Annotated in this window: 16 protein-coding genes; 13 read left to right on the forward strand and 3 right to left on the reverse strand. The window is 37.3% G+C overall.

All coding sequences use genetic code 11. The features are described 5' to 3' along the window. Nucleotides 1-30: 30 nt before the first annotated feature. The gene (locus tag ACIQXW_RS16975) at nucleotides 31-1,206 is read left to right on the forward strand and encodes an MBL fold metallo-hydrolase (RefSeq protein WP_402764067.1); all 1,176 of its coding nucleotides are present in this window, start codon (nucleotides 31-33) and stop codon (nucleotides 1,204-1,206) included. Continuing rightward, complete coding sequence (locus tag ACIQXW_RS16980) at nucleotides 1,193-1,438, forward strand: DUF3006 domain-containing protein (protein WP_402764070.1); 246 nt, start codon at nucleotides 1,193-1,195, stop codon at nucleotides 1,436-1,438. The genes ACIQXW_RS16975 and ACIQXW_RS16980 overlap by 14 nt, the downstream gene beginning before the upstream one ends. A gap of 540 nt (nucleotides 1,439-1,978) precedes the next feature. Here ACIQXW_RS16980 and ACIQXW_RS16985 read toward each other — a convergent pair. Together ACIQXW_RS16985 and ACIQXW_RS16990 are read right to left on the reverse strand one after the other, a co-directional pair. Then, on the reverse strand, nucleotides 1,979-2,248 hold the full coding sequence (locus ACIQXW_RS16985; RefSeq protein ID WP_402764073.1) for a hypothetical protein: 270 nt from the start codon (nucleotides 2,246-2,248) through the stop codon (nucleotides 1,979-1,981). A 97-nt stretch (nucleotides 2,249-2,345) separates the two neighbouring features. Further along, nucleotides 2,346-3,104, reverse strand: coding sequence for a hypothetical protein (locus tag ACIQXW_RS16990; RefSeq protein ID WP_402764076.1), 759 nt, complete (start codon nucleotides 3,102-3,104; stop codon nucleotides 2,346-2,348). A 969-nt stretch (nucleotides 3,105-4,073) separates the two neighbouring features. Here ACIQXW_RS16990 and ACIQXW_RS16995 point away from each other — a divergent pair. From ACIQXW_RS16995 to ACIQXW_RS17045, 11 genes are all read left to right on the forward strand, one after another. Further along, nucleotides 4,074-4,862 carry an HAD family hydrolase gene (locus ACIQXW_RS16995; protein WP_402764079.1) on the forward strand — a complete coding sequence of 263 codons (789 nt, stop codon included), beginning with the start codon at nucleotides 4,074-4,076 and terminating at the stop codon, nucleotides 4,860-4,862. 334 nt (nucleotides 4,863-5,196) lie between these two features. Beyond that, nucleotides 5,197-6,981, forward strand: a complete 1,785-nt coding sequence (locus ACIQXW_RS17000; protein WP_402764082.1) for a XylR N-terminal domain-containing protein — start codon at nucleotides 5,197-5,199, stop codon at nucleotides 6,979-6,981. Between the two features lie 169 nt (nucleotides 6,982-7,150). After that, nucleotides 7,151-8,689: a 4-hydroxyphenylacetate 3-hydroxylase N-terminal domain-containing protein gene (locus ACIQXW_RS17005; protein ID WP_401020102.1), complete on the forward strand. Its 1,539-nt coding sequence runs from the start codon at nucleotides 7,151-7,153 to the stop codon at nucleotides 8,687-8,689. A 22-nt stretch (nucleotides 8,690-8,711) separates the two neighbouring features. Then, the gene (locus tag ACIQXW_RS17010; RefSeq protein ID WP_402764086.1) at nucleotides 8,712-9,677 is read left to right on the forward strand and encodes a catechol 2,3-dioxygenase; all 966 of its coding nucleotides are present in this window, start codon (nucleotides 8,712-8,714) and stop codon (nucleotides 9,675-9,677) included. Between the two features lie 103 nt (nucleotides 9,678-9,780). Next, nucleotides 9,781-10,260 (forward strand): flavin reductase family protein, encoded by a 480-nt coding sequence (locus tag ACIQXW_RS17015; protein ID WP_402764089.1) that lies wholly within the window; start codon nucleotides 9,781-9,783, stop codon nucleotides 10,258-10,260. A 10-nt stretch (nucleotides 10,261-10,270) separates the two neighbouring features. After that, the gene (locus ACIQXW_RS17020) at nucleotides 10,271-11,059 is read left to right on the forward strand and encodes a 2-keto-4-pentenoate hydratase (RefSeq protein WP_401020094.1); all 789 of its coding nucleotides are present in this window, start codon (nucleotides 10,271-10,273) and stop codon (nucleotides 11,057-11,059) included. Between the two features lie 2 nt (nucleotides 11,060-11,061). Continuing rightward, nucleotides 11,062-11,946, forward strand: coding sequence for an acetaldehyde dehydrogenase (acetylating) (locus tag ACIQXW_RS17025; RefSeq protein ID WP_340822436.1), 885 nt, complete (start codon nucleotides 11,062-11,064; stop codon nucleotides 11,944-11,946). Between the two features lie 14 nt (nucleotides 11,947-11,960). Beyond that, complete coding sequence (gene dmpG / locus ACIQXW_RS17030) at nucleotides 11,961-12,974, forward strand: 4-hydroxy-2-oxovalerate aldolase (protein ID WP_340822439.1); 1,014 nt, start codon at nucleotides 11,961-11,963, stop codon at nucleotides 12,972-12,974. 20 nt (nucleotides 12,975-12,994) lie between these two features. After that, entirely contained in the window at nucleotides 12,995-13,786 is a 792-nt protein-coding gene (locus ACIQXW_RS17035) for a 2-keto-4-pentenoate hydratase (protein ID WP_401020090.1), read from the forward strand. A gap of 16 nt (nucleotides 13,787-13,802) precedes the next feature. Continuing rightward, the gene (locus tag ACIQXW_RS17040; protein WP_340822441.1) at nucleotides 13,803-14,000 is read left to right on the forward strand and encodes a 2-hydroxymuconate tautomerase; all 198 of its coding nucleotides are present in this window, start codon (nucleotides 13,803-13,805) and stop codon (nucleotides 13,998-14,000) included. Between the two features lie 13 nt (nucleotides 14,001-14,013). Next, entirely contained in the window at nucleotides 14,014-15,489 is a 1,476-nt protein-coding gene (locus ACIQXW_RS17045; protein ID WP_401020088.1) for an aldehyde dehydrogenase, read from the forward strand. A gap of 160 nt (nucleotides 15,490-15,649) precedes the next feature. Here the strand turns inward: ACIQXW_RS17045 and serA are convergent, their stop codons facing one another. Then, on the reverse strand, nucleotides 15,650-17,257 hold the full coding sequence (gene serA / locus ACIQXW_RS17050; RefSeq protein WP_401020086.1) for a phosphoglycerate dehydrogenase: 1,608 nt from the start codon (nucleotides 17,255-17,257) through the stop codon (nucleotides 15,650-15,652). Nucleotides 17,258-17,697 lie beyond the last annotated feature (440 nt).

Here is a 17,697-nt window from a genome sequence, read left to right on the forward strand (position 1 = left end):
TATAATAGTAAATAGAAAGGAAGTTATTCTATGAAAAAATTACTCGCAGTGCTCCTTTGTATTTTTGTATTAGCAGGTTGTACTTCAGCATTAGAAACAGAAAAAATACCAGTGGCAGCAGGTCATGAAATGCGTGTGCATTTTTTTGATGTAGGACAAGGCGATTCAATACTAATTGAGTCACCGAATGGCAAAACGATGCTCGTTGATGGAGGTGTTAAAGGTGCTGGGCAACAGGTCGTTTCATATATCAATGAACTTGGTATTGAAAAGCTTGATGTAGTTGTCGCGACACATCCTGATGCCGATCATATAGGTGGTTTAATTCCTGTATTAAATTCGATTCCTATTGAACAGTTTTATGATTCTGGGAAAGTACATACATCACAAACATTTGAAGAAATGCTTTCGCTTATTGATTCGAATAATATTCCGTATAACGTGCCAAAAACAGGTGATAGTATTGCGTTTGATGATGAACTGGAAGTAAAGGTGCTAAATGCCAACGAAAATGCGGTCGACAATAATGATGCATCGATTGTATTGAAAGTAACTTATGGAAATATTTCATTTTTATTAACAGGGGACGCCGGTGTAGCTTTAGAAAAAGACATGCTACAACAAAATGTAAAGGCCACGATTTTAAAAGCAGGGCATCATGGTTCTAATACAAGTAGCTCACAAAGCTTTATTCAAGCAGTGCAACCTGAAGTGACGATTTTAAGCTATGGGGAGGACAATAAATACGGACATCCACATGCAGAGGTTGTAGAGCGTTTACAGGCGATTGGCAGTAAAATTTACGCAACAGCCGAAGCGGGCACAGTTACGGTTGCGACAGACGGGGTAAGCTATGAAGTAAGTGCCAAAGAGTGGTCAGGAGCCATTGTCGAAAAGCCAACAGTGAAACAAGGTGTAGAAATTGTTAGCAAGGACTTAATTGAAGAAGTAGTGGCGATTAAAAATAACGGGCCAGATACGGTTTCTTTAAAAGATTGGCAACTTGTATCTATAGAAGGAAATCAAATATTTAATTTTCCAAATGTAGAGTTGCAGCCAGGAAAAACGATTTATGTCACAAGTGGAACGAATGCACGCGAGGGGCAAAATTATTTGAAATGGACAACAAGACAGATTTGGTTGAATGACGGAGATCGTGCACAATTACTAAATGCGAAAGGGGAAGTTGTAAGTGAACTCGACTAAATACACATTGGACCGCATTGAAGATGGATTTGCCGTTTTTTTAAAATATCCTGAGGAAATAGAGCAATTGATTCTACCTATCACTGCCATTGATCAGTCGTTACAAGCAGGTGATCGCGTCTTCATTCAAGAAATCGATAACACATTTCATATCGACCTCTTAAAGGAAGAAACTGAACAAAAAAAAGCCGAAGTGCAGAGCTTAATGGATAAATTACGCAGAAAAAAATGAGTGCCAGGCACCCAAACTAAAATACTACCAAATGGGGATCTGTGTAAGAAAGTTTTATTGAAATAGAACAGTTTGATAAAAATCATCTTTCATCTAGTAATTCTTAGTTGAAAGATGATTTTTTAATTGATTTTCCCCGATTTATAAATTATGTTTTTTTATGGTTTGTGAAATTATGGATTAAAGGTTTTTTTACTCTCTCAAGTTGGTTTGTATACCATCACAGAAGGATATATTACTGGTGCAATTGTGATATAGCGAGTGCTTATAGTAGGGCGTCTGTTGATGCTGCTAGAGTGGAATATTTGAATTCTGTTTGTAATGTGATGGAGAAATTGTTACCTTTTTGATGTGGCATATGAAAAGCACCGCCTTTAAAGTACCAGGAAGTGCTACATGGTTATATGCGTTATTTGAATACAGGCACTTATAAATTAATTTAATGAAGAGATTATTAATAGTTCTAACAGTTATATTCAATGTAAATACTAGAAGACGGTCACTTCCATGAAGAATCCCCCCTAAGCGTTAGTTTAGTATCTAACGTTTAGGGGAATTTCGTATTTTTTGGTAAAATTTATAAAATGAATAACTAATTGCAAAAGTAAAACTAGAGATAAAAGTAATTTTTAATATCTTAACAATATACTCTAAATCGCTTATTTTTGTAGTAACAAGCGTACCATCACTTAAATATTCTTTATAGTTGGAAGATACAAAAAGAACGCCTAAACCAATACCTACTATAATACCTATCACAAGTACATACAGGAAATTTTTAATAAATTTTTCTTCATTAGACGAAGTCATAAGTATTTTCTCCTTTATTTAAAAATTAACAACAAAACAAAGACCTTTTGTTGTTAAAGGTCTTTGTTTTTATCATTAGTCCGAATTTCACTTATTCTTATTTATAATCTTGAGACCAATTTACATACTTTGTAGTTGCATCAGTTGGTTCTCTATAAGTACCTGATTGGTAAACAGTATGACCAGATATTTTGTTTGTTTTAGATACTTCCCAATCTCCATAGTCAACGTATTTTGTATGGTAATAAATTCTAGTAAGGTAACCTTTAGGGGGTCCATCCAACTTTCTACTTTTAGCGTATGTGTAAGTTACACTTGCATTCATTGACGCTCCTAATTTAGCACCTGCTCCAGAATCGTACTCACCACTTAAAGTGAATTGGTTTGTAAAAGATTTTGACTCACTCAAAGTTACCGTTTCTCCATAAGATACAGACTCAACTTGTATTGCGGCCATAGGTGTATTATAAATTGTATCTCTTTTCTTTGTAAGTTGGTAATCATGTAGTACTGAATAGGGAGCTAATTCATTTATTTCATCAGAATTATTAGGACCTTGATTTAATACATCAGGAGTCAAATTATTAATATCTTCATTGCCTATCTCATGGATAGTAATGTCTCCACCACCATTTGACTCTTTTAATATATCTTTAATAATATCTTCTGTAATTTTGTTGTAAACTTCCGAATTATCGAAGTTTAAATTTATTACCTTACCGTTATATTCGACAACGGCTTCATTAACATCCTTTTTTAAAATCGACACACTTTCACTCTCAGCACTTGCAAACGGCACACTTGAAAATAAAAGAGAACCGCATAATAATGACGTTACTCCTAATTTTTTTAACATTATTTAACACCCCGTAATTTTATTTGTGATAAAAAAGATATAATATCAAGATATTTTGCTATAGCTATATTAAAATCTTACTCGAGTTAACTTAATCCTAGCACTACAAATACCGACATTACAACCGAAAATTAATGTGTCGGTAACCGAAAATTAATGTGTCGGTAACCGAAAATTAATATGTCGGTAACCGAAAATTAATATGTCGGTAACCGACAATTAGTACGTCGGTACCACATAAATGAATACTTATTCTCACTCTTATTATAATAAAAGTAGATTTAATGATGTATGAAAAAGATTAGGGCTATTTTCTCTAAAATTGTTGATAAACTAAATGTTTTGGGATCACAAAAACAGGGTTAATCTACAAAATCTAATAATTATGATGTTGTATTATAAATCAATGTCGTTAACTAAAATCTCAACTTTTACAGAATTATTTGGAATATATACTGTTATAGTTCCGTATTTTCTTGATTATCGGTAGTAAGTTTATATTTTGTGTGCAATTAATTACTTTGAACTCCGTCAGTGTAAGAGTTTCTGAGGCTTGTAAAATAACCAAGACGAACATACTTATTATTTTTTTACTTCAATAATACTAGTGACTTCTTTGATGTAGTTGGTGTCGATATTTGCTTAAAGCTGATAATTATCTAAATCGACTGTTATCGTTTGTTTTTCTTTTCGTATATTCCTTTTTAATATATCATAACGTATAAAAAGGAAACAAAAGCAACAAAAGCACCTACTTCTTACTTTAATTTGCCTTTACTTTTCATCAATATTAACCTGATTAACTAATTAAAAAAATCCTGATAGCTCAAATCATTTCTCTTAGCTATTAACGATACTTGTAGAGCAGAAACTGTGCACAAAAACTATGCTAACTATTTTGAAAATATGCTAAAATAAGCGATATGAATGCTTTTTGTTCAAGTAGAAAAGAAGCTAGGAGCTGACACAATGTCAATTAGTACAATTATTTTTGATTTGGATGATACGTTGTTATGGGACAAAAAATCTGTTAAAACAGCATTTGAAAAAACATGCGAATATGCAGCAACACTACATAAAATAAATTCAGCTGAGTTAGAGGATGCCGTCCGCAAAGAAGCACGTGCCCTTTATGAGAGCTACGAAACATATGATTATACGGTGTTAATCGGAATTAACCCATTTGAAGGGCTTTGGGGAACATTCGATGATCCAACTGATTCTTTCCAAAAGATGAAAGAAATTGTACCTGGATACCGCTCAGAAGCATGGACAAAGGGCTTAGCGGCACTTGGAATTGACGATGCAAAGTTTGGAGCCGAACTAGGAGAACGCTTTGTAGCAGAACGCAAAGTGTCACCACTTTTATATGAAGATACGTTTACTGTTTTAGATGAGCTGAAAGGTAAATATCAACTTATATTATTAACGAATGGTGCACCAAGCTTACAAAATTTAAAATTAGAAATTACTCCGGAAATTGCTCCGTATTTTGACCATATTATCATTTCTGGTGATTTTGGAAAAGGGAAGCCAGATGCTTCTATCTTTGAGCATGTGATGGAAAAGGCGGGCATTACTGCCGACGAGGCAATTATGGTTGGCGATAACTTAAACACTGATATTTTAGGTTCATCTAGAGTTGGTATGCGTAATGTTTGGATTAACCGTGAAAACAATGTACCAACAGGAGTTGTCACACCAACTTATGAGGTAGATTCATTAACAGCTTTTTTAAAACTTGTGAAAGAGCTTTAAGATATATTTCTATATAAAATTAATAGTGGTTTAAAGATGAAGTACTGATTTTTAATTTATCAGTACTTTTTTTCATGAACATTTATATATTTTCGCGTCTAGTAATTTAAATTGTCTGAAAACTAAAAATATACTATGATTGATAGTAAATTAAACACTTTAAAATCTTATGATTATTTGCCATTACTATAATTTCTATGTACTCTTATTTGCTTTATTTAGAGAAAGCGCTTACTTTATTTCATTAAGAAAAAATGCTTGTAGCAGTAGGGAAGATAGGAACACAGTTAGTAACATGTTGGGGAAATTAGCATGTTTATGGGGGTGCATATTAATGAAAGCAAATCGTTTAGTGTTTGAAAATGCTATAGATATTAATCCACGTTCAGGCATTATTAAGTTTAATGGCAACCGAATGATTTTAAAATCCGCTGAAGCGCTTGGTTTTTTTAGGCGCGATATTATTCAAACATTGAATATGGAGCGTGCGAAAGGTTTTTTATTACGGTATGGTTGGGCATGCGGGTACAGTGCTGGTGGATCTATTGAAAAAATGTACAATTGGAAAGAATTAAAAGAGTTAATTAGAGCCGGTGCAGCAATTCATACGTTAGAGGGCGTTGTAAGCGTACAGATTGATGTTTTGGAAATAAGTGATGATAAATTTGAAATGGAAGGCAAGTGGTTCCATTCTTATGAAGCAGAGGAACATGTCCGCCATTTTGGTTTTAGCGATGAAAGTGTATGTTGGACATTAATCGGCTATGTAGCAGGCTTTCTTGCAAAAACCTATCCTAAAGAGATTGTCGTTTTTGAAGAAAAGTGTCGTGGGAAATGCGATGATTATTGTAAATTTGTTGTTCGCACAAAGGAGCATGCTACAGCAGAACAGTTGGAGATATTACGATATTTTCAAGATACATCTTTAGCAGATGAATTGGATGCGACCTTTAATGAGTTAAAAAGGCTCAATAATTCTATTGTACATTCAGACACTATCCATAAGAAGATGACTCATGCAATGCTGGAAGGATATACATTAAATCAGTTGTTACATCTTTTAAGTGATGCGTTACAATGCAGTGTAACAGTTGAACGTAGATACTTAATGAAGCCAATTGGTTACTATTTTATACATGACAGCGATGAGCAGCTTTATATAGAGGCTAGTCGTAAGAAAAAAGAATTTCGACATGAATATGATATTATGACGATGAAAAAACAATTGGGAATATTAGTGATATTAAGTCACAATGAATTAACGCGTGAACAGGAAATGATTATTGAACGTGCCGTGACGGTTTTTTCTATTTATTTATATACACAAATACAAATTGCCCAATCTCAGTGGAAGAAAAAATCTGACTTTTTAGATGAAGTTATGAGCCACCAATCTTCAACGGAGGAGCTTATTAAAAAAGCGCGAAATATATTTTATTTTGATCCGAGTAAGAATAATCGTGTCATTGTCATAACAACAGAAAAAGAAGACCTAGAAACAGTGCACAGCTTTTTAGTGACGGAATATTTAAATGTAGAGTGCTTTATTAAAAATCAAGAAGTACTGATTATTCTCGAAGATTGTGAGAAAGATGTTAAGTATATGTCGAACTTCCTTACCGTCTTATCGAAAAGGCTAAAGGAGAGATTCAAACAAGCAACATTCCAAATTGGAGTAGGAAAAAATGCTGAGAAATTAGAAGAAATCGGAAGTAGCTATAACGATGCAAAATTAATATGCCATTTTCTACATTGTGCAGCACCCCAACAAACACAATCTGCAATTTATGAAAATTTTCAGCACATCATGTTATTTTTAAAAACGACAAATCCAAAGGAACTATTACAGTTTTATAAAGAGGTACTTGGTCAGTTATTAACATATGATGAACAAAATAATGCAACACTTGTCCATACGTTAGAAGTTTTTTTAGACCATAGTGGCAACGTAAATCAAACTGCAAAAGCTTTGAATTTATCGATTCCTGGTTTTCGGTATCGTATGGAAAAGATTGAGTCATTATTACAAGAAGATATGCGTACAGGAGATGGACGTTTTCGATGTCATTTAGCTTTAAAAATTTATTATGCAATTAAAACGCTAGAACATAAAAACTAGAAAATCCATCGATTTCGCTGGTTTTTTCTATTTTGTGCGCAAATCCCTTTCAAATTTTAAAGAAAAAATAGAGAATACTATACTTTTTATTAATTATCTAAAAATTCAAAAAGTATTAAATTGAAATAGACATGTCAAACAAGAAAAAATATTTGTAGGAGGGAAGGGAATGGTTGTTCAGCAAAGCACGAAGCCATTGACAGGGCAGGAATATTTAGAAAGTTTAAAAGATAGTCGAGAAATTTGGTTACATGGTGAACGTGTTAAGGATGTCACGACACATCCAGCTTTTCGAAATTCAGCAAGATCAATATCACGTTTATATGATGCTATGCATGACCCGCAATACAAAGATATTTTAACTTGTGAAACGGATACGGGTAGCGGGGGATATACACATAAGTACTTCCGTGCAGCACGGAGCGCGGATGATTTAATTCAAGGGCGAGATGCTATCGTTGCTTGGGCACGTCTTACGTACGGACAGATGGGACGTACACCAGACTATAAAGCCTCATTCCTTGCCACACTTGGTGGGAATCCCGAATACTATTCACCTTTTCAAGAAAATGCAAAGCGTTGGTACAAAGAATCGCAAGAACGCAATTGGTTTTTCAATCATGCCATTGTGAATCCTCCAGTAGATCGTCATAAAGACGTCCACGAAGTAGGGGATGTTTTTATTCAAGTAGAACGTGAAACGGATAAGGGCCTAATCGTTAGCGGCTCAAAAATGGTAGCTACAGGTTCAGCTATTACGAACTACAATTTTGTAGGAACGTATGGTTTACCTATTAAAGATAAAAAGTTTGCTGTTGTCTTTATTGCACCTATGGACGCTCCTGGAGTGAAGTTAATTAGCCGTGCGTCGTATGAAATGACATCCGCGATTATGGGAAGTCCATTCGATTATCCACTAAGTAGTCGCTTCGATGAAAATGATGCAGTACTTGTTTTCGAACAAGCTCTCATACCTTGGGAAAATATTTTAATTTATGAAGATATGCAAAAGACGACTTCGTTCTTTGTAGAAAGCGGTTTCATTAATCGTTTTACGTTCCAAGGTGTTACACGCTTAGCCGTGAAACTAGATTTTATTATAGGTGTATTACTAAAGGCATTAAAAACAGCAGGTACTGATCAGTTCCGTGGTGTTCAGGTGCATATAGGTGAAATTATGGCTTGGCGTCATATGTTCTGGTCATTAAGTGATGCGATGGCGCTTAACCCAGAGAAAAAAGAGAATGGCATCGTCATTCCAAATTTAAATGGCGGATTAGCGTATCGCGTATTTTTACAGGAAGGCTGGCCGAAGATTAAAGGTATTATTCAACAAATTGTAGCAGGGAATTTGATTGTTCAGCCTTCTAGTGCAAGAGATTTTTTAAACGAAGAATTCCGCCCTACATTAGATAAGCTTTATCGTGGTTCAAACGGTATTGAGGCACTTGAAAAAATTAAAACGATCAAGTTATTGTGGGATGCAATTGGAACAGAATTTGGTGGCCGTAGCGAGTTATATGAACGTAATTATGCTGGAAATCATGAAGACATTCGCTTACAAACGTTGTTTGGTGCACAAGGAAGCGGTAAAACAGATGAGTTTATAGCTTTTGCAGAGCAGTGCATGGCAGATTACGATTTAACAGGCTGGACAGATCCAACTTGGGTAAATCCAGATGATGTAAATTATTTTGCAAATAAATAAAAACATTAAGGGGGAATGATTAATGTCAAATTTTGATGTAGCACAATTAGCGCACGTGGAACTTTTTACACCGAAACCAGAGGAATCTTTAAAATTTTTTACGGATTATATGGGTTTACAAATTACAGCGCGTGAAGGGCAATCAATATATTTAAGAGGATACGAGGATTTTTATCATCACACATTAAAGCTTACAGAGGGCAAAGAAGCGGGTCTTGGACATTCCGCATGGCGGGCAAGTTCACCTGAGGCGTTAGAACGCCGCGTCGCATCTTTAGAAAAAAGTGGCTACGGGAAAGGCTGGATTGATGGAGATTTAGGTCATGGTCGTGCTTATCAATTTGTTACACCAGATGGACATAATCAAGAAATATTATGGGAAGTGGATTATTTCCAGCCAGCAGAAGATCAAAAAACATTATTAAAAAGCCGTCCGCAAAAACGTCCATTAATGGGTGTTCCTGCACGACGTTTAGACCATATCAACTTAATGTGTAGAGATGTAGCAAAAAATCGTGAGTTTATGTCTGAGCATTTAGGCTTTAAGTTACGAGAACAAATTATATTGAATAATAATGAAGAAATTGGCGCATGGATGAGCGTTAGCCCGTTAGTACATGAAGTAGCATTAATGAACGACCAAACAGGCAATAGTGGCCGCTTCCATCATATTGCGTTTTGGTATGGTTATCCTCAGCACCTAATGGATACAGCAGATATTTTTGTAGAAAACGGAATTCAAATAGAAGCAGGACCAGGTAAACATGGGGTGAGTCAAGCTTATTTCATGTATGTAATGGAGCCAGGCGGAAACCGAGTTGAATTATTCGGAGATTCAGGTTATCTCATTTTTGATCCTGACTGGAAGCCAATAACTTGGCGTGAGAATGAGTTAGACGAAGCGATTATTTGGTACGGCTCACCTCTGCCTAATGAGTATTTTTTGTATGGTACTCCTGATCGTGCAGTAAAGGTTCCTGTGAAATAGATTACGAGTAACGTCTTTTAATAAAGTAAGCGTGTCTAAACTGCTGTCTTAAATGCTTTTTCCTAGAATTTGAGACAGCACTATATGATGAGGAGGTTATGTAATGGAAGATCGTCTGTTTAGAAATGCAATGGGGAAATTTGCAACAGGTGTAACGGTAATTACAACAAATGTAAATGGTACTATTCATGGCATGACTGCGAATGCGTTCATGTCTGTTTCACTTGATCCAAAATTAGTTGTAATTTCTATAGGCGAAAAGGCTTCAATGCTTGAGCATATCAAGCAAAGTGGGACTTTTATTGTCAATATTTTATCGGCACAACAACAAGAATTGTCTATGTTATTTGCGGGCCAAATCAAAGAAAAACGGAATGTGAATTTCAGCGATTTACAAGGCGCACCGACAATTGATGGTGCGATTGCACAAATAAGCTGTGAAGTAGCAAGCACATACGTTGAAGGTGACCATACGTTATTTATTGGCAGTGTAAAGAACATTCAATTAGAAGAAGGAGAGCCATTACTATTCTTTAATGGAAGATATGGCACACTCGCAGCGGAAACAACAATGCAGGTATAGGAGGTTGGGGATGGATACACAACTTTATGCAAAGAAATTAATAGTAGCTGAGGAAACAAAGCAACCTATTGCGCCATTAACATCCACTGTGCCGGACATAACTGTAGATGACGCTTATACAATCCAATTACTTCAAATTGCTTCAAAGCAACAACAGGGAAAGCGAATAATTGGTAAAAAAATTGGTTTAACAAGTAAGGCGATGCAACAACAATTTCAAGTAACAGAGCCAGACTACGGTCATATTTTATCGGATATGGTAGAGGTGGATGGTGCAACAATATTACTCAATCATTTCATACAGCCAAAATTGGAATTTGAAATTGCATTTGTTCTGAAGAAAGATTTGTATGGACCAGCTATTACTGTGAATGATGTCATCGAGGCGACAGATTATATAGTACCAGCCCTAGAGGTCATTGATAGTCGTATTATCGATTGGAAAATTAACTTTGAAGATACGGTAGCAGATAACGGTTCCTCCGCTATGGTCATTATTGGAGGAACACCAACGGAATTGACGCAGGTGGATTTACCTCATATAGGCATGAATGTTTACCGTAATGGTGAGCTTTTTGATAGTGCGGCAGCGGCTGCTGTAATGGGAAATCCACTACGTGCAGTAGCTTGGCTTGCCAACAAGCTTAGCAAGTATCATATTGGGCTGCAGGCTGGTGAAATCGTTTTGGCAGGCGCATTAACATCGGCAGTAACGATAGAGGATGGAGATACGTTTAGAGCTGAGTTCGCTCACCTTGGGGCTGTGTCTGCTACGTTTAGAAGGAAGGAGGAAAAGTAAAGATGGTCAAATTGAAAGTCGCAATTTTAGGCTCAGGTAATATTGGTACAGATTTAATGTACAAAATTGAGCGTAGTGCGTATTTAACGATGAGTGTCATGGTTGGAATAGATTCCACATCGGAAGGCATTCGACGAGCGAAGGATCGTGGTTATCATACAATTACAAATGGGATTTCGGGCTTAGTTGCATGTCCTGAGCTTTTTGATATTGTGTTTGACGCGACAACTGCCAATGCGCATACGTTGCATAGTGAGCAGGTACTTGCTCTTGGCAAAAAGATAGTCGATTTGACGCCAGCAGCTATCGGGCCATTTGTTGTACCTTGTGCAAACTTAGAAAAATATATGGACGTTGACAATGTCAATATGGTGACTTGCGGGGGGCAAGCAACGATTCCGATTGTCTATGCCATTAACGAAGTGGCGGATGTCGCTTATGCAGAAATTGTTGCTACAGTTGCAAGTAAAAGTGCAGGACCTGGCACACGGGCTAATATTGATGAATTTACACGGACAACAGCAAGGGCAATAGAAGAAGTAGGCGGAGCAAAAAAAGGCAAAGCTATTATTATTTTAAATCCTGCGGAGCCACCAATTATGATGCGCGACACTGTACATGTATTAGTAAATGAAGTGGGCAAGGAAGAAGAGATTACAAAAGCGATTGAAGATATTGTGTGCGCTGTACAGCAATATGTACCTGGATATCGCATGACAAGTGCGCCAATTTTTGACGGTAATCAAATTTCGATTTTTATAGAAGTTGAGGGGGCGGGGGATTTCTTCCCACCGTATTCAGGAAATCTTGATATTATGACGGCGGCAGCTGTTCAAGTTGGTAATCAAATGGCTAAGCAGCAACATGAAACAGTTAAGTCGAACTAATGGAGGTGGGCATGATGACAAAACAACTAACAGTGTTAGATGTTACATTGCGGGATGGCAGTCATTCTATGCGACATGCATTTACAGAGCAGCAAGTAAGAGATGTAGCTAGAGGTTTAGGAGAAGCAAAAGTGAAGTACTTTGAGGTTTCCCATGGCGATGGATTAGGTGGCTCTTCTTTGCAATATGGCTTTTCAAAAGTGGATGAACTGAAGCTAATTGAAGCAGCAAAGGAAGAATGTGGCGATGCTGCGATTTCAGTATTAATATTACCTGGCATTGGGCTAAAGGAAGATTTAAAAAATGCAGTGAAGGCTGGCGCTAAAATGGCGCGCGTTGCAACTCATGTAACCGAGGCAAATGTTGCTGGTCAACATATTTATTTAAGTAGAGAGTTAGGATTGAAAACAGTCGGCTTTTTAATGATGGCACATATGGCTCCAACATCAGTAATAGTAGAGCAGGCGAAATTATTTGAGAGCTATGGGGCTGAAATTATATATGTAACGGACTCAGCAGGTGCTATGCTACCCCATGAAGTGAAGGAGCGGGTAGCTGCGCTAAAATCTCATGTTTCTTGTGAAATTGGCTTTCATGCGCATAATAACTTATCACTAGCTATGGCAAATACGATGGCTGCAGTTGAAGCAGGTGCTACGTATGTGGATGGTAGTTTACGCTGTTTGGGAGCAGGAAGTGGCAATACTCAAACTGAAGTAATGGTTGCAGTTTTTAATCGTCTAGGTTATGAAACTGGCATTGATTTATATAGAACAATAGATGTTGCGAATGAAGTAGTAGCACCATTTATGCCACGGTCACAGGAAATAACAGGGTCTAGCTTAATGATGGGCTATGCTGGTGTGTATTCAAGCTTTTTATTATTTACTCAGGAGGCTGCGAAAAAATATAACGTAGATGAGCGTGAAATTTTAGTGGAACTTGGCAAAATGAAAGCCGTTGGTGGTCAAGAGGATTTAATAGCAGAAATAGCTCGTAATATAGCAAATGCTAAGCAGACAGTATAAGTAGAATGGAGGAACTCGCAATGATGAAAACCGATACGCTAGAGCAAATTGCGTATGAATTATATCTAGCAGAGCGGGATGTCTATGAGGTTACGAAGTTTGTTGAGCAATATCCAGAATTGACTGTAGAAACTGCCTATGAAATTCAAGCCAAACTAATTGAACTAAAGTGTAAACATGAGCAGACAACCATTTCAGGATTCAAGCTTGGCTTAACAAGTAAAGCTAAACAGCAAATGATGGGTGTTCATGAGCCTTCATACGGTGTGCTATTAGCGAATATGGCGTTAAATGTACAACAACCGATATCGTTAAAATCACTCATTCATCCGAAAATTGAACCTGAAGTTGCCTTTGTGTTTAAGCAGGATTTAATTGGTCCGGTAGTTACTGTTGCACAAGTACTGACCGCGACTGAGTATATTGCTCCTGCCATGGAAATAATTGATAGTCGCTATTTGAACTTCAATTTTACATTACCGGATGTAATTGCTGATAACTCATCTTCCTCTCGCTACATAGTGGGTTCGCAAAAATATACGTTAAGTGAAGTTGATCTAGTCAATATGGGGTGTATTTTTTCACAAAATGATGAAATTATTGCAACGAGTACGGCAGGATCTGTTATGGGGCATCCAGCAAGAGCAATAGCGTGGATGGCAAATAAATTAATTGCTCGGGGCCAGCACATTCGAGCGGGAGATGTTGTACTTAGTGGTGCACTAACAGGCTCTGCGACAATGCGTTCAGGCGATAGCTTTAGCGTAAGTTTTGACGGTATGGAACCATTATCTGTTCAAGTTGAGCTATAGATAAGGAGGAGACGATATGCCATTTATTCAAGTAACATTCATTGAGGGCCGTACATCTGAACAAAAGGAACAATTAATTGAAGAAATCAGTAAAACGGTTTCATCGGTGTTTGATGCACCGCTTGAAACGATTCGTGTATGTTTAAATGAAATCCCAAGTTCTCATTGGGGAATATCAGGAAAGTCCATCCAACGTCGACAAAATGAAGAGTAAGGAGTGGTCTATCATGGCGAATACACAAACGAAATTGAAAGAAGTAAAACTATTTATTAATGGGGAATATGTAGAATCTTCTTCTCAAACATTGTTCGAGGTGAAAAATCCTGCTACTCAAGAAATTATTGCACAGGTACACGAAGCAAGTTTTGAGGATGTAGATCGTGCTTGTGAAGCTGCGCGTCAAGCTTTTGAAGAAGGGCCTTGGCGAACAATGCCATTATCGGAGCGCTGTGCAAAAATACGGCGGATGGCTGAAATCATTGTTGAACGTAAAGAGGAGTTAGCACGCTTAGAGGCTTTAGATGTAGGGAAGCCTTACCAGGTTGCATTAGAACGTGAAATACCTCGGGCAGCGGAAAACTTGAAATTTTTTGCGGATTTTATGGAGCACCAAGGTGGCGAAGTATACCCAATGGACGATGCGTATTTAAATTATACGCGCTATGAGCCAGTTGGGGTTGCTGCATTAATTACACCGTGGAATTTACCTTTTATGCTCACAACATGGAAGCTTGGCCCATGTTTAGCTTCAGGAAATACAGCAGTTATAAAACCAGCAGAAATTACACCATTAACTGTATCGTTGCTTGGTGAGATTGCACAACAGGCTGGAATCCCGGATGGGGTCGTTAATGTTGTGCATGGCTTTGGTGTACAGTCAGCAGGAGAATTTATGACTACACATCCTGAAGTCGATTTAATTTCTTTCACGGGGGAAACAACAACAGGTAAAGCCATAATGAAAAATGGCGCAGATTCATTGAAAAAGGTATCGTTTGAATTAGGCGGAAAGGCAGCGAACATCATTTTTGAAGATGCGAATTTGGACAAAGCCATTCCTGTATCAATTCAGGCGGCATTTATGAATTCTGGTCAAGTTTGTCTAGCTGGGTCACGCATTTTAGTGCAGCGTACTATTTTAGATGAATTCCTTATACGTTTTAAAGCAGCGGCATCAGCATTAGTTGTTGGCGATCCTCAAGATGCCAAGACGAATATGGGGCCAGTCGTAAGTCAAGCACATTATAACAAGGTAACGAGCTATTTAAGCATCGCTGAATATGAAAACTCTACGCTTATTTACGGAGGGGAGCGCCCTGAATTACCAGCCCATTTGAGTACTGGCTATTACTTACAACCGACTATTTATTTACAGGAAAACCCGCAAGCACGCATTTGCCAAGAGGAAATTTTCGGTCCCATTGTTACGATTATTCCATTTGATACAGAGGCAGAGGCACTTGCCATTGCAAACGGCACAGAATACGGATTGAATGCTGTAATTTGGACAGAAAATTTACAACGAGCACACCGTATTTCGCACGATGTTCGTGCAGGAACAATTTGGGTCAACTGCTGGTTTGTACGTGATTTACGTGCACCGTTTGGGGGTTTTAAAAAGAGTGGTGTAGGGCGTGAAGGTGGTCACCATAGCTTAGAGTTTTTCACGGAAGCAAAAAATATTTGTATTGCATTGAAATGATGTACAACTATTCATTAGTCCAATTTAAAAGTGTGTACCTCAGAATTGTCTCTCTGAGGTACTTTTTTTAATAAAAAATAAAAAGTAGCTAATAGCATCAGCTTTTAAATGCACAAAAAAGCAGAGAGCACGAAACTCTCTGCTAACGTAAATTTAATGATTAAAGATCAATTGCTTTTACTTCATCGATGTTTTCAAGTTGTGAAACGTATGTTAAATCTTCTTCCGTAACAACATTATCGACTGTTAGCATCATTACAGCCGTTCCACCAACTTCAGCACGCCCAACTTGCATTGTTGCGATGTTGATATCTTTTTCAGCTAGTTTTGTTGCTACGCGTCCAATCGCACCTGGTTTATCTGTGTTTTTAATGTAAAGAAGGTGACCTTCTGGTACAACGTCTACTACGTAGTTTTCGACTTTTACGATACGTGCACCAAGGCCATTTAATAATGTACCAGCAACAGTATGTGTTTCAGTAGCCGTTTTTACTTCAACTGTAATTAAGCTTGTGAAGCCTTTTGCAGTAGTTGTTTTATGTTCGTTAATTTTCATACCAATACGTTCAGATAAATAACGAGCATTGACGTCATTAACGTGATTACCATGGTTTTTAGCTAATAAACCTTTTAAAGCATTAGAAGTTAAAGGACGTACGTCATAGTTTGCAACTTCACCAGCATAAGATAGGTTAATTTCTTTAACTGGCTCAGCTGTTATTTGAGATAAGAATGAACCAAGTTTTTCAGCTAATTCAAAGAAAGGTTCTACTTGTGCAAGTAGTTCTTTCGGAATTGATGGCATATTTACTGGGTTTGTTACCGTACCTGTTTTGTAGAATTTAATGATATCGTTTGATACGTCAACTGCTACAGATTCTTGTGCCTCAATTGTAGAAGCACCTAAGTGCGGTGTTGCAATTACTTGTGGTAAAGTTAGTAATTTGTGGTCAGTCGCTGGCTCAGAAACGAAAACGTCAAGAGCTGCGCCTGCTACTTTTCCTTCAACAATAGCATCATATAGGTCATCCTCATTAATGATACCACCACGAGCACAGTTAATTATACGTACGCCCTCTTTCATCATTGCAAACTTTTCTTTGTTAATAAGGTTACGTGTTTCTGGTAGTAATGGTGTGTGTACTGTAATGAAATCTGCAGCAGCACAAATTTCTTCGACAGTAGATTTTGTAACACCTAGCTCATTAGCACGTTCATCAGTTAAGAATGGATCGTACGCCATAATGTTCATACGTTGACCTTTTGCACGGTAAGCTACTTCTACGCCAATACGACCGAAGCCAACAACACCAAGCGTTTTATTTTTAAGCTCGACCCCAACATATGATTTACGATCCCATTTCCCATTTTTCAATGTATTGAAAGCTTGTGGAATGTGACGAGCAAGAGAAGTCATCATTGCGATTGTATGTTCAGCGGCAGAGTTTGTGTTACCATCTGGTGCATTAACAACGATAATACCGTGTTCTGTTGCAGCAGCTAGGTCAATATTGTCTACACCTACACCAGCACGTCCGATTAATTTTAAGCTTTTTGCCGCTTCAATTACTTCGCGTGTTACTGTTGTTTGAGAACGAACGAGTAAGACATCAATATCAGCGATTTTTGCCATTAATTCCTCAGGTGCTAGTCCAGTATCGATAATTACGTTTAAATCTAAATCTTTTTCTTGGCGTAATGGGAAAATACCATCTTCACTTAGTGGATCAGCGATAAATACGTTAATTGTTTTTGTTGCAGTAGTCATTTGTAATTAGCTCCTTTTAAATAAAATTATTAGTGATGTCTATATGTGCAGTCCGCATTTTGTTAAATTGCGGGTTCTACATCATGCAAACAATCTTCTTTATCGAAAAATATAAAAGCCTTCCGCGCCTTACGAACACAAATATTGTGTCGTAAGGGGCGAAAGGCTGAAAAATATAGGTTCGCGGTACCACCCTTAATTACTGCTCTAAAGAATTTCGTTGCAGTCTTAGCTATATGCGTAACGTGCATGTGACGGACAGGCTTACTTTTGGTTTTCGGCTCGTCTATTCGGGAGTGGAACTATATCGTAGAAATCACTGATTTACACCAACCATCAGCTCTCTTTGGATTTTCTTTCGACTAGCGTGTCTCCGTCGTTATATTTTTGTGTGATTAAATTTGTTAACATCATAATCCCTATTGTTCACCTTTGTCAAC

It is taken from the genome of Lysinibacillus sp. NPDC097162 (assembly GCF_044762185.1).
Taxonomy (GTDB): Bacteria; Bacillota; Bacilli; order Bacillales_A; family Planococcaceae; genus Lysinibacillus.

Bases quoted from the DNA above. Each gene is read 5' to 3' on its own strand.
- ACIQXW_RS16975 (WP_402764067.1), top strand. From the start codon at position 31: ATGAAAAAATTACTCGCAGTGCTCCTTTGTATTTTTGTATTAGCAGGT.
- ACIQXW_RS16985 (WP_402764073.1), bottom strand. From the start codon at position 2,248: ATGACTTCGTCTAATGAAGAAAAATTTATTAAAAATTTCCTGTATGTA.
- ACIQXW_RS16990 (WP_402764076.1), bottom strand. From the start codon at position 3,104: ATGTTAAAAAAATTAGGAGTAACGTCATTATTATGCGGTTCTCTTTTA.
- ACIQXW_RS16995 (WP_402764079.1), top strand. From the start codon at position 4,074: ATGTCAATTAGTACAATTATTTTTGATTTGGATGATACGTTGTTATGG.
- ACIQXW_RS17000 (WP_402764082.1), top strand. From the start codon at position 5,197: ATGAAAGCAAATCGTTTAGTGTTTGAAAATGCTATAGATATTAATCCA.
- ACIQXW_RS17005 (WP_401020102.1), top strand. From the start codon at position 7,151: ATGGTTGTTCAGCAAAGCACGAAGCCATTGACAGGGCAGGAATATTTA.
- ACIQXW_RS17010 (WP_402764086.1), top strand. From the start codon at position 8,712: ATGTCAAATTTTGATGTAGCACAATTAGCGCACGTGGAACTTTTTACA.
- ACIQXW_RS17015 (WP_402764089.1), top strand. From the start codon at position 9,781: ATGGAAGATCGTCTGTTTAGAAATGCAATGGGGAAATTTGCAACAGGT.
- ACIQXW_RS17020 (WP_401020094.1), top strand. From the start codon at position 10,271: ATGGATACACAACTTTATGCAAAGAAATTAATAGTAGCTGAGGAAACA.
- ACIQXW_RS17025 (WP_340822436.1), top strand. From the start codon at position 11,062: ATGGTCAAATTGAAAGTCGCAATTTTAGGCTCAGGTAATATTGGTACA.
- dmpG (WP_340822439.1), top strand. From the start codon at position 11,961: ATGACAAAACAACTAACAGTGTTAGATGTTACATTGCGGGATGGCAGT.
- ACIQXW_RS17035 (WP_401020090.1), top strand. From the start codon at position 12,995: ATGATGAAAACCGATACGCTAGAGCAAATTGCGTATGAATTATATCTA.
- ACIQXW_RS17040 (WP_340822441.1), top strand. From the start codon at position 13,803: ATGCCATTTATTCAAGTAACATTCATTGAGGGCCGTACATCTGAACAA.
- ACIQXW_RS17045 (WP_401020088.1), top strand. From the start codon at position 14,014: ATGGCGAATACACAAACGAAATTGAAAGAAGTAAAACTATTTATTAAT.
- serA (WP_401020086.1), bottom strand. From the start codon at position 17,257: ATGACTACTGCAACAAAAACAATTAACGTATTTATCGCTGATCCACTA.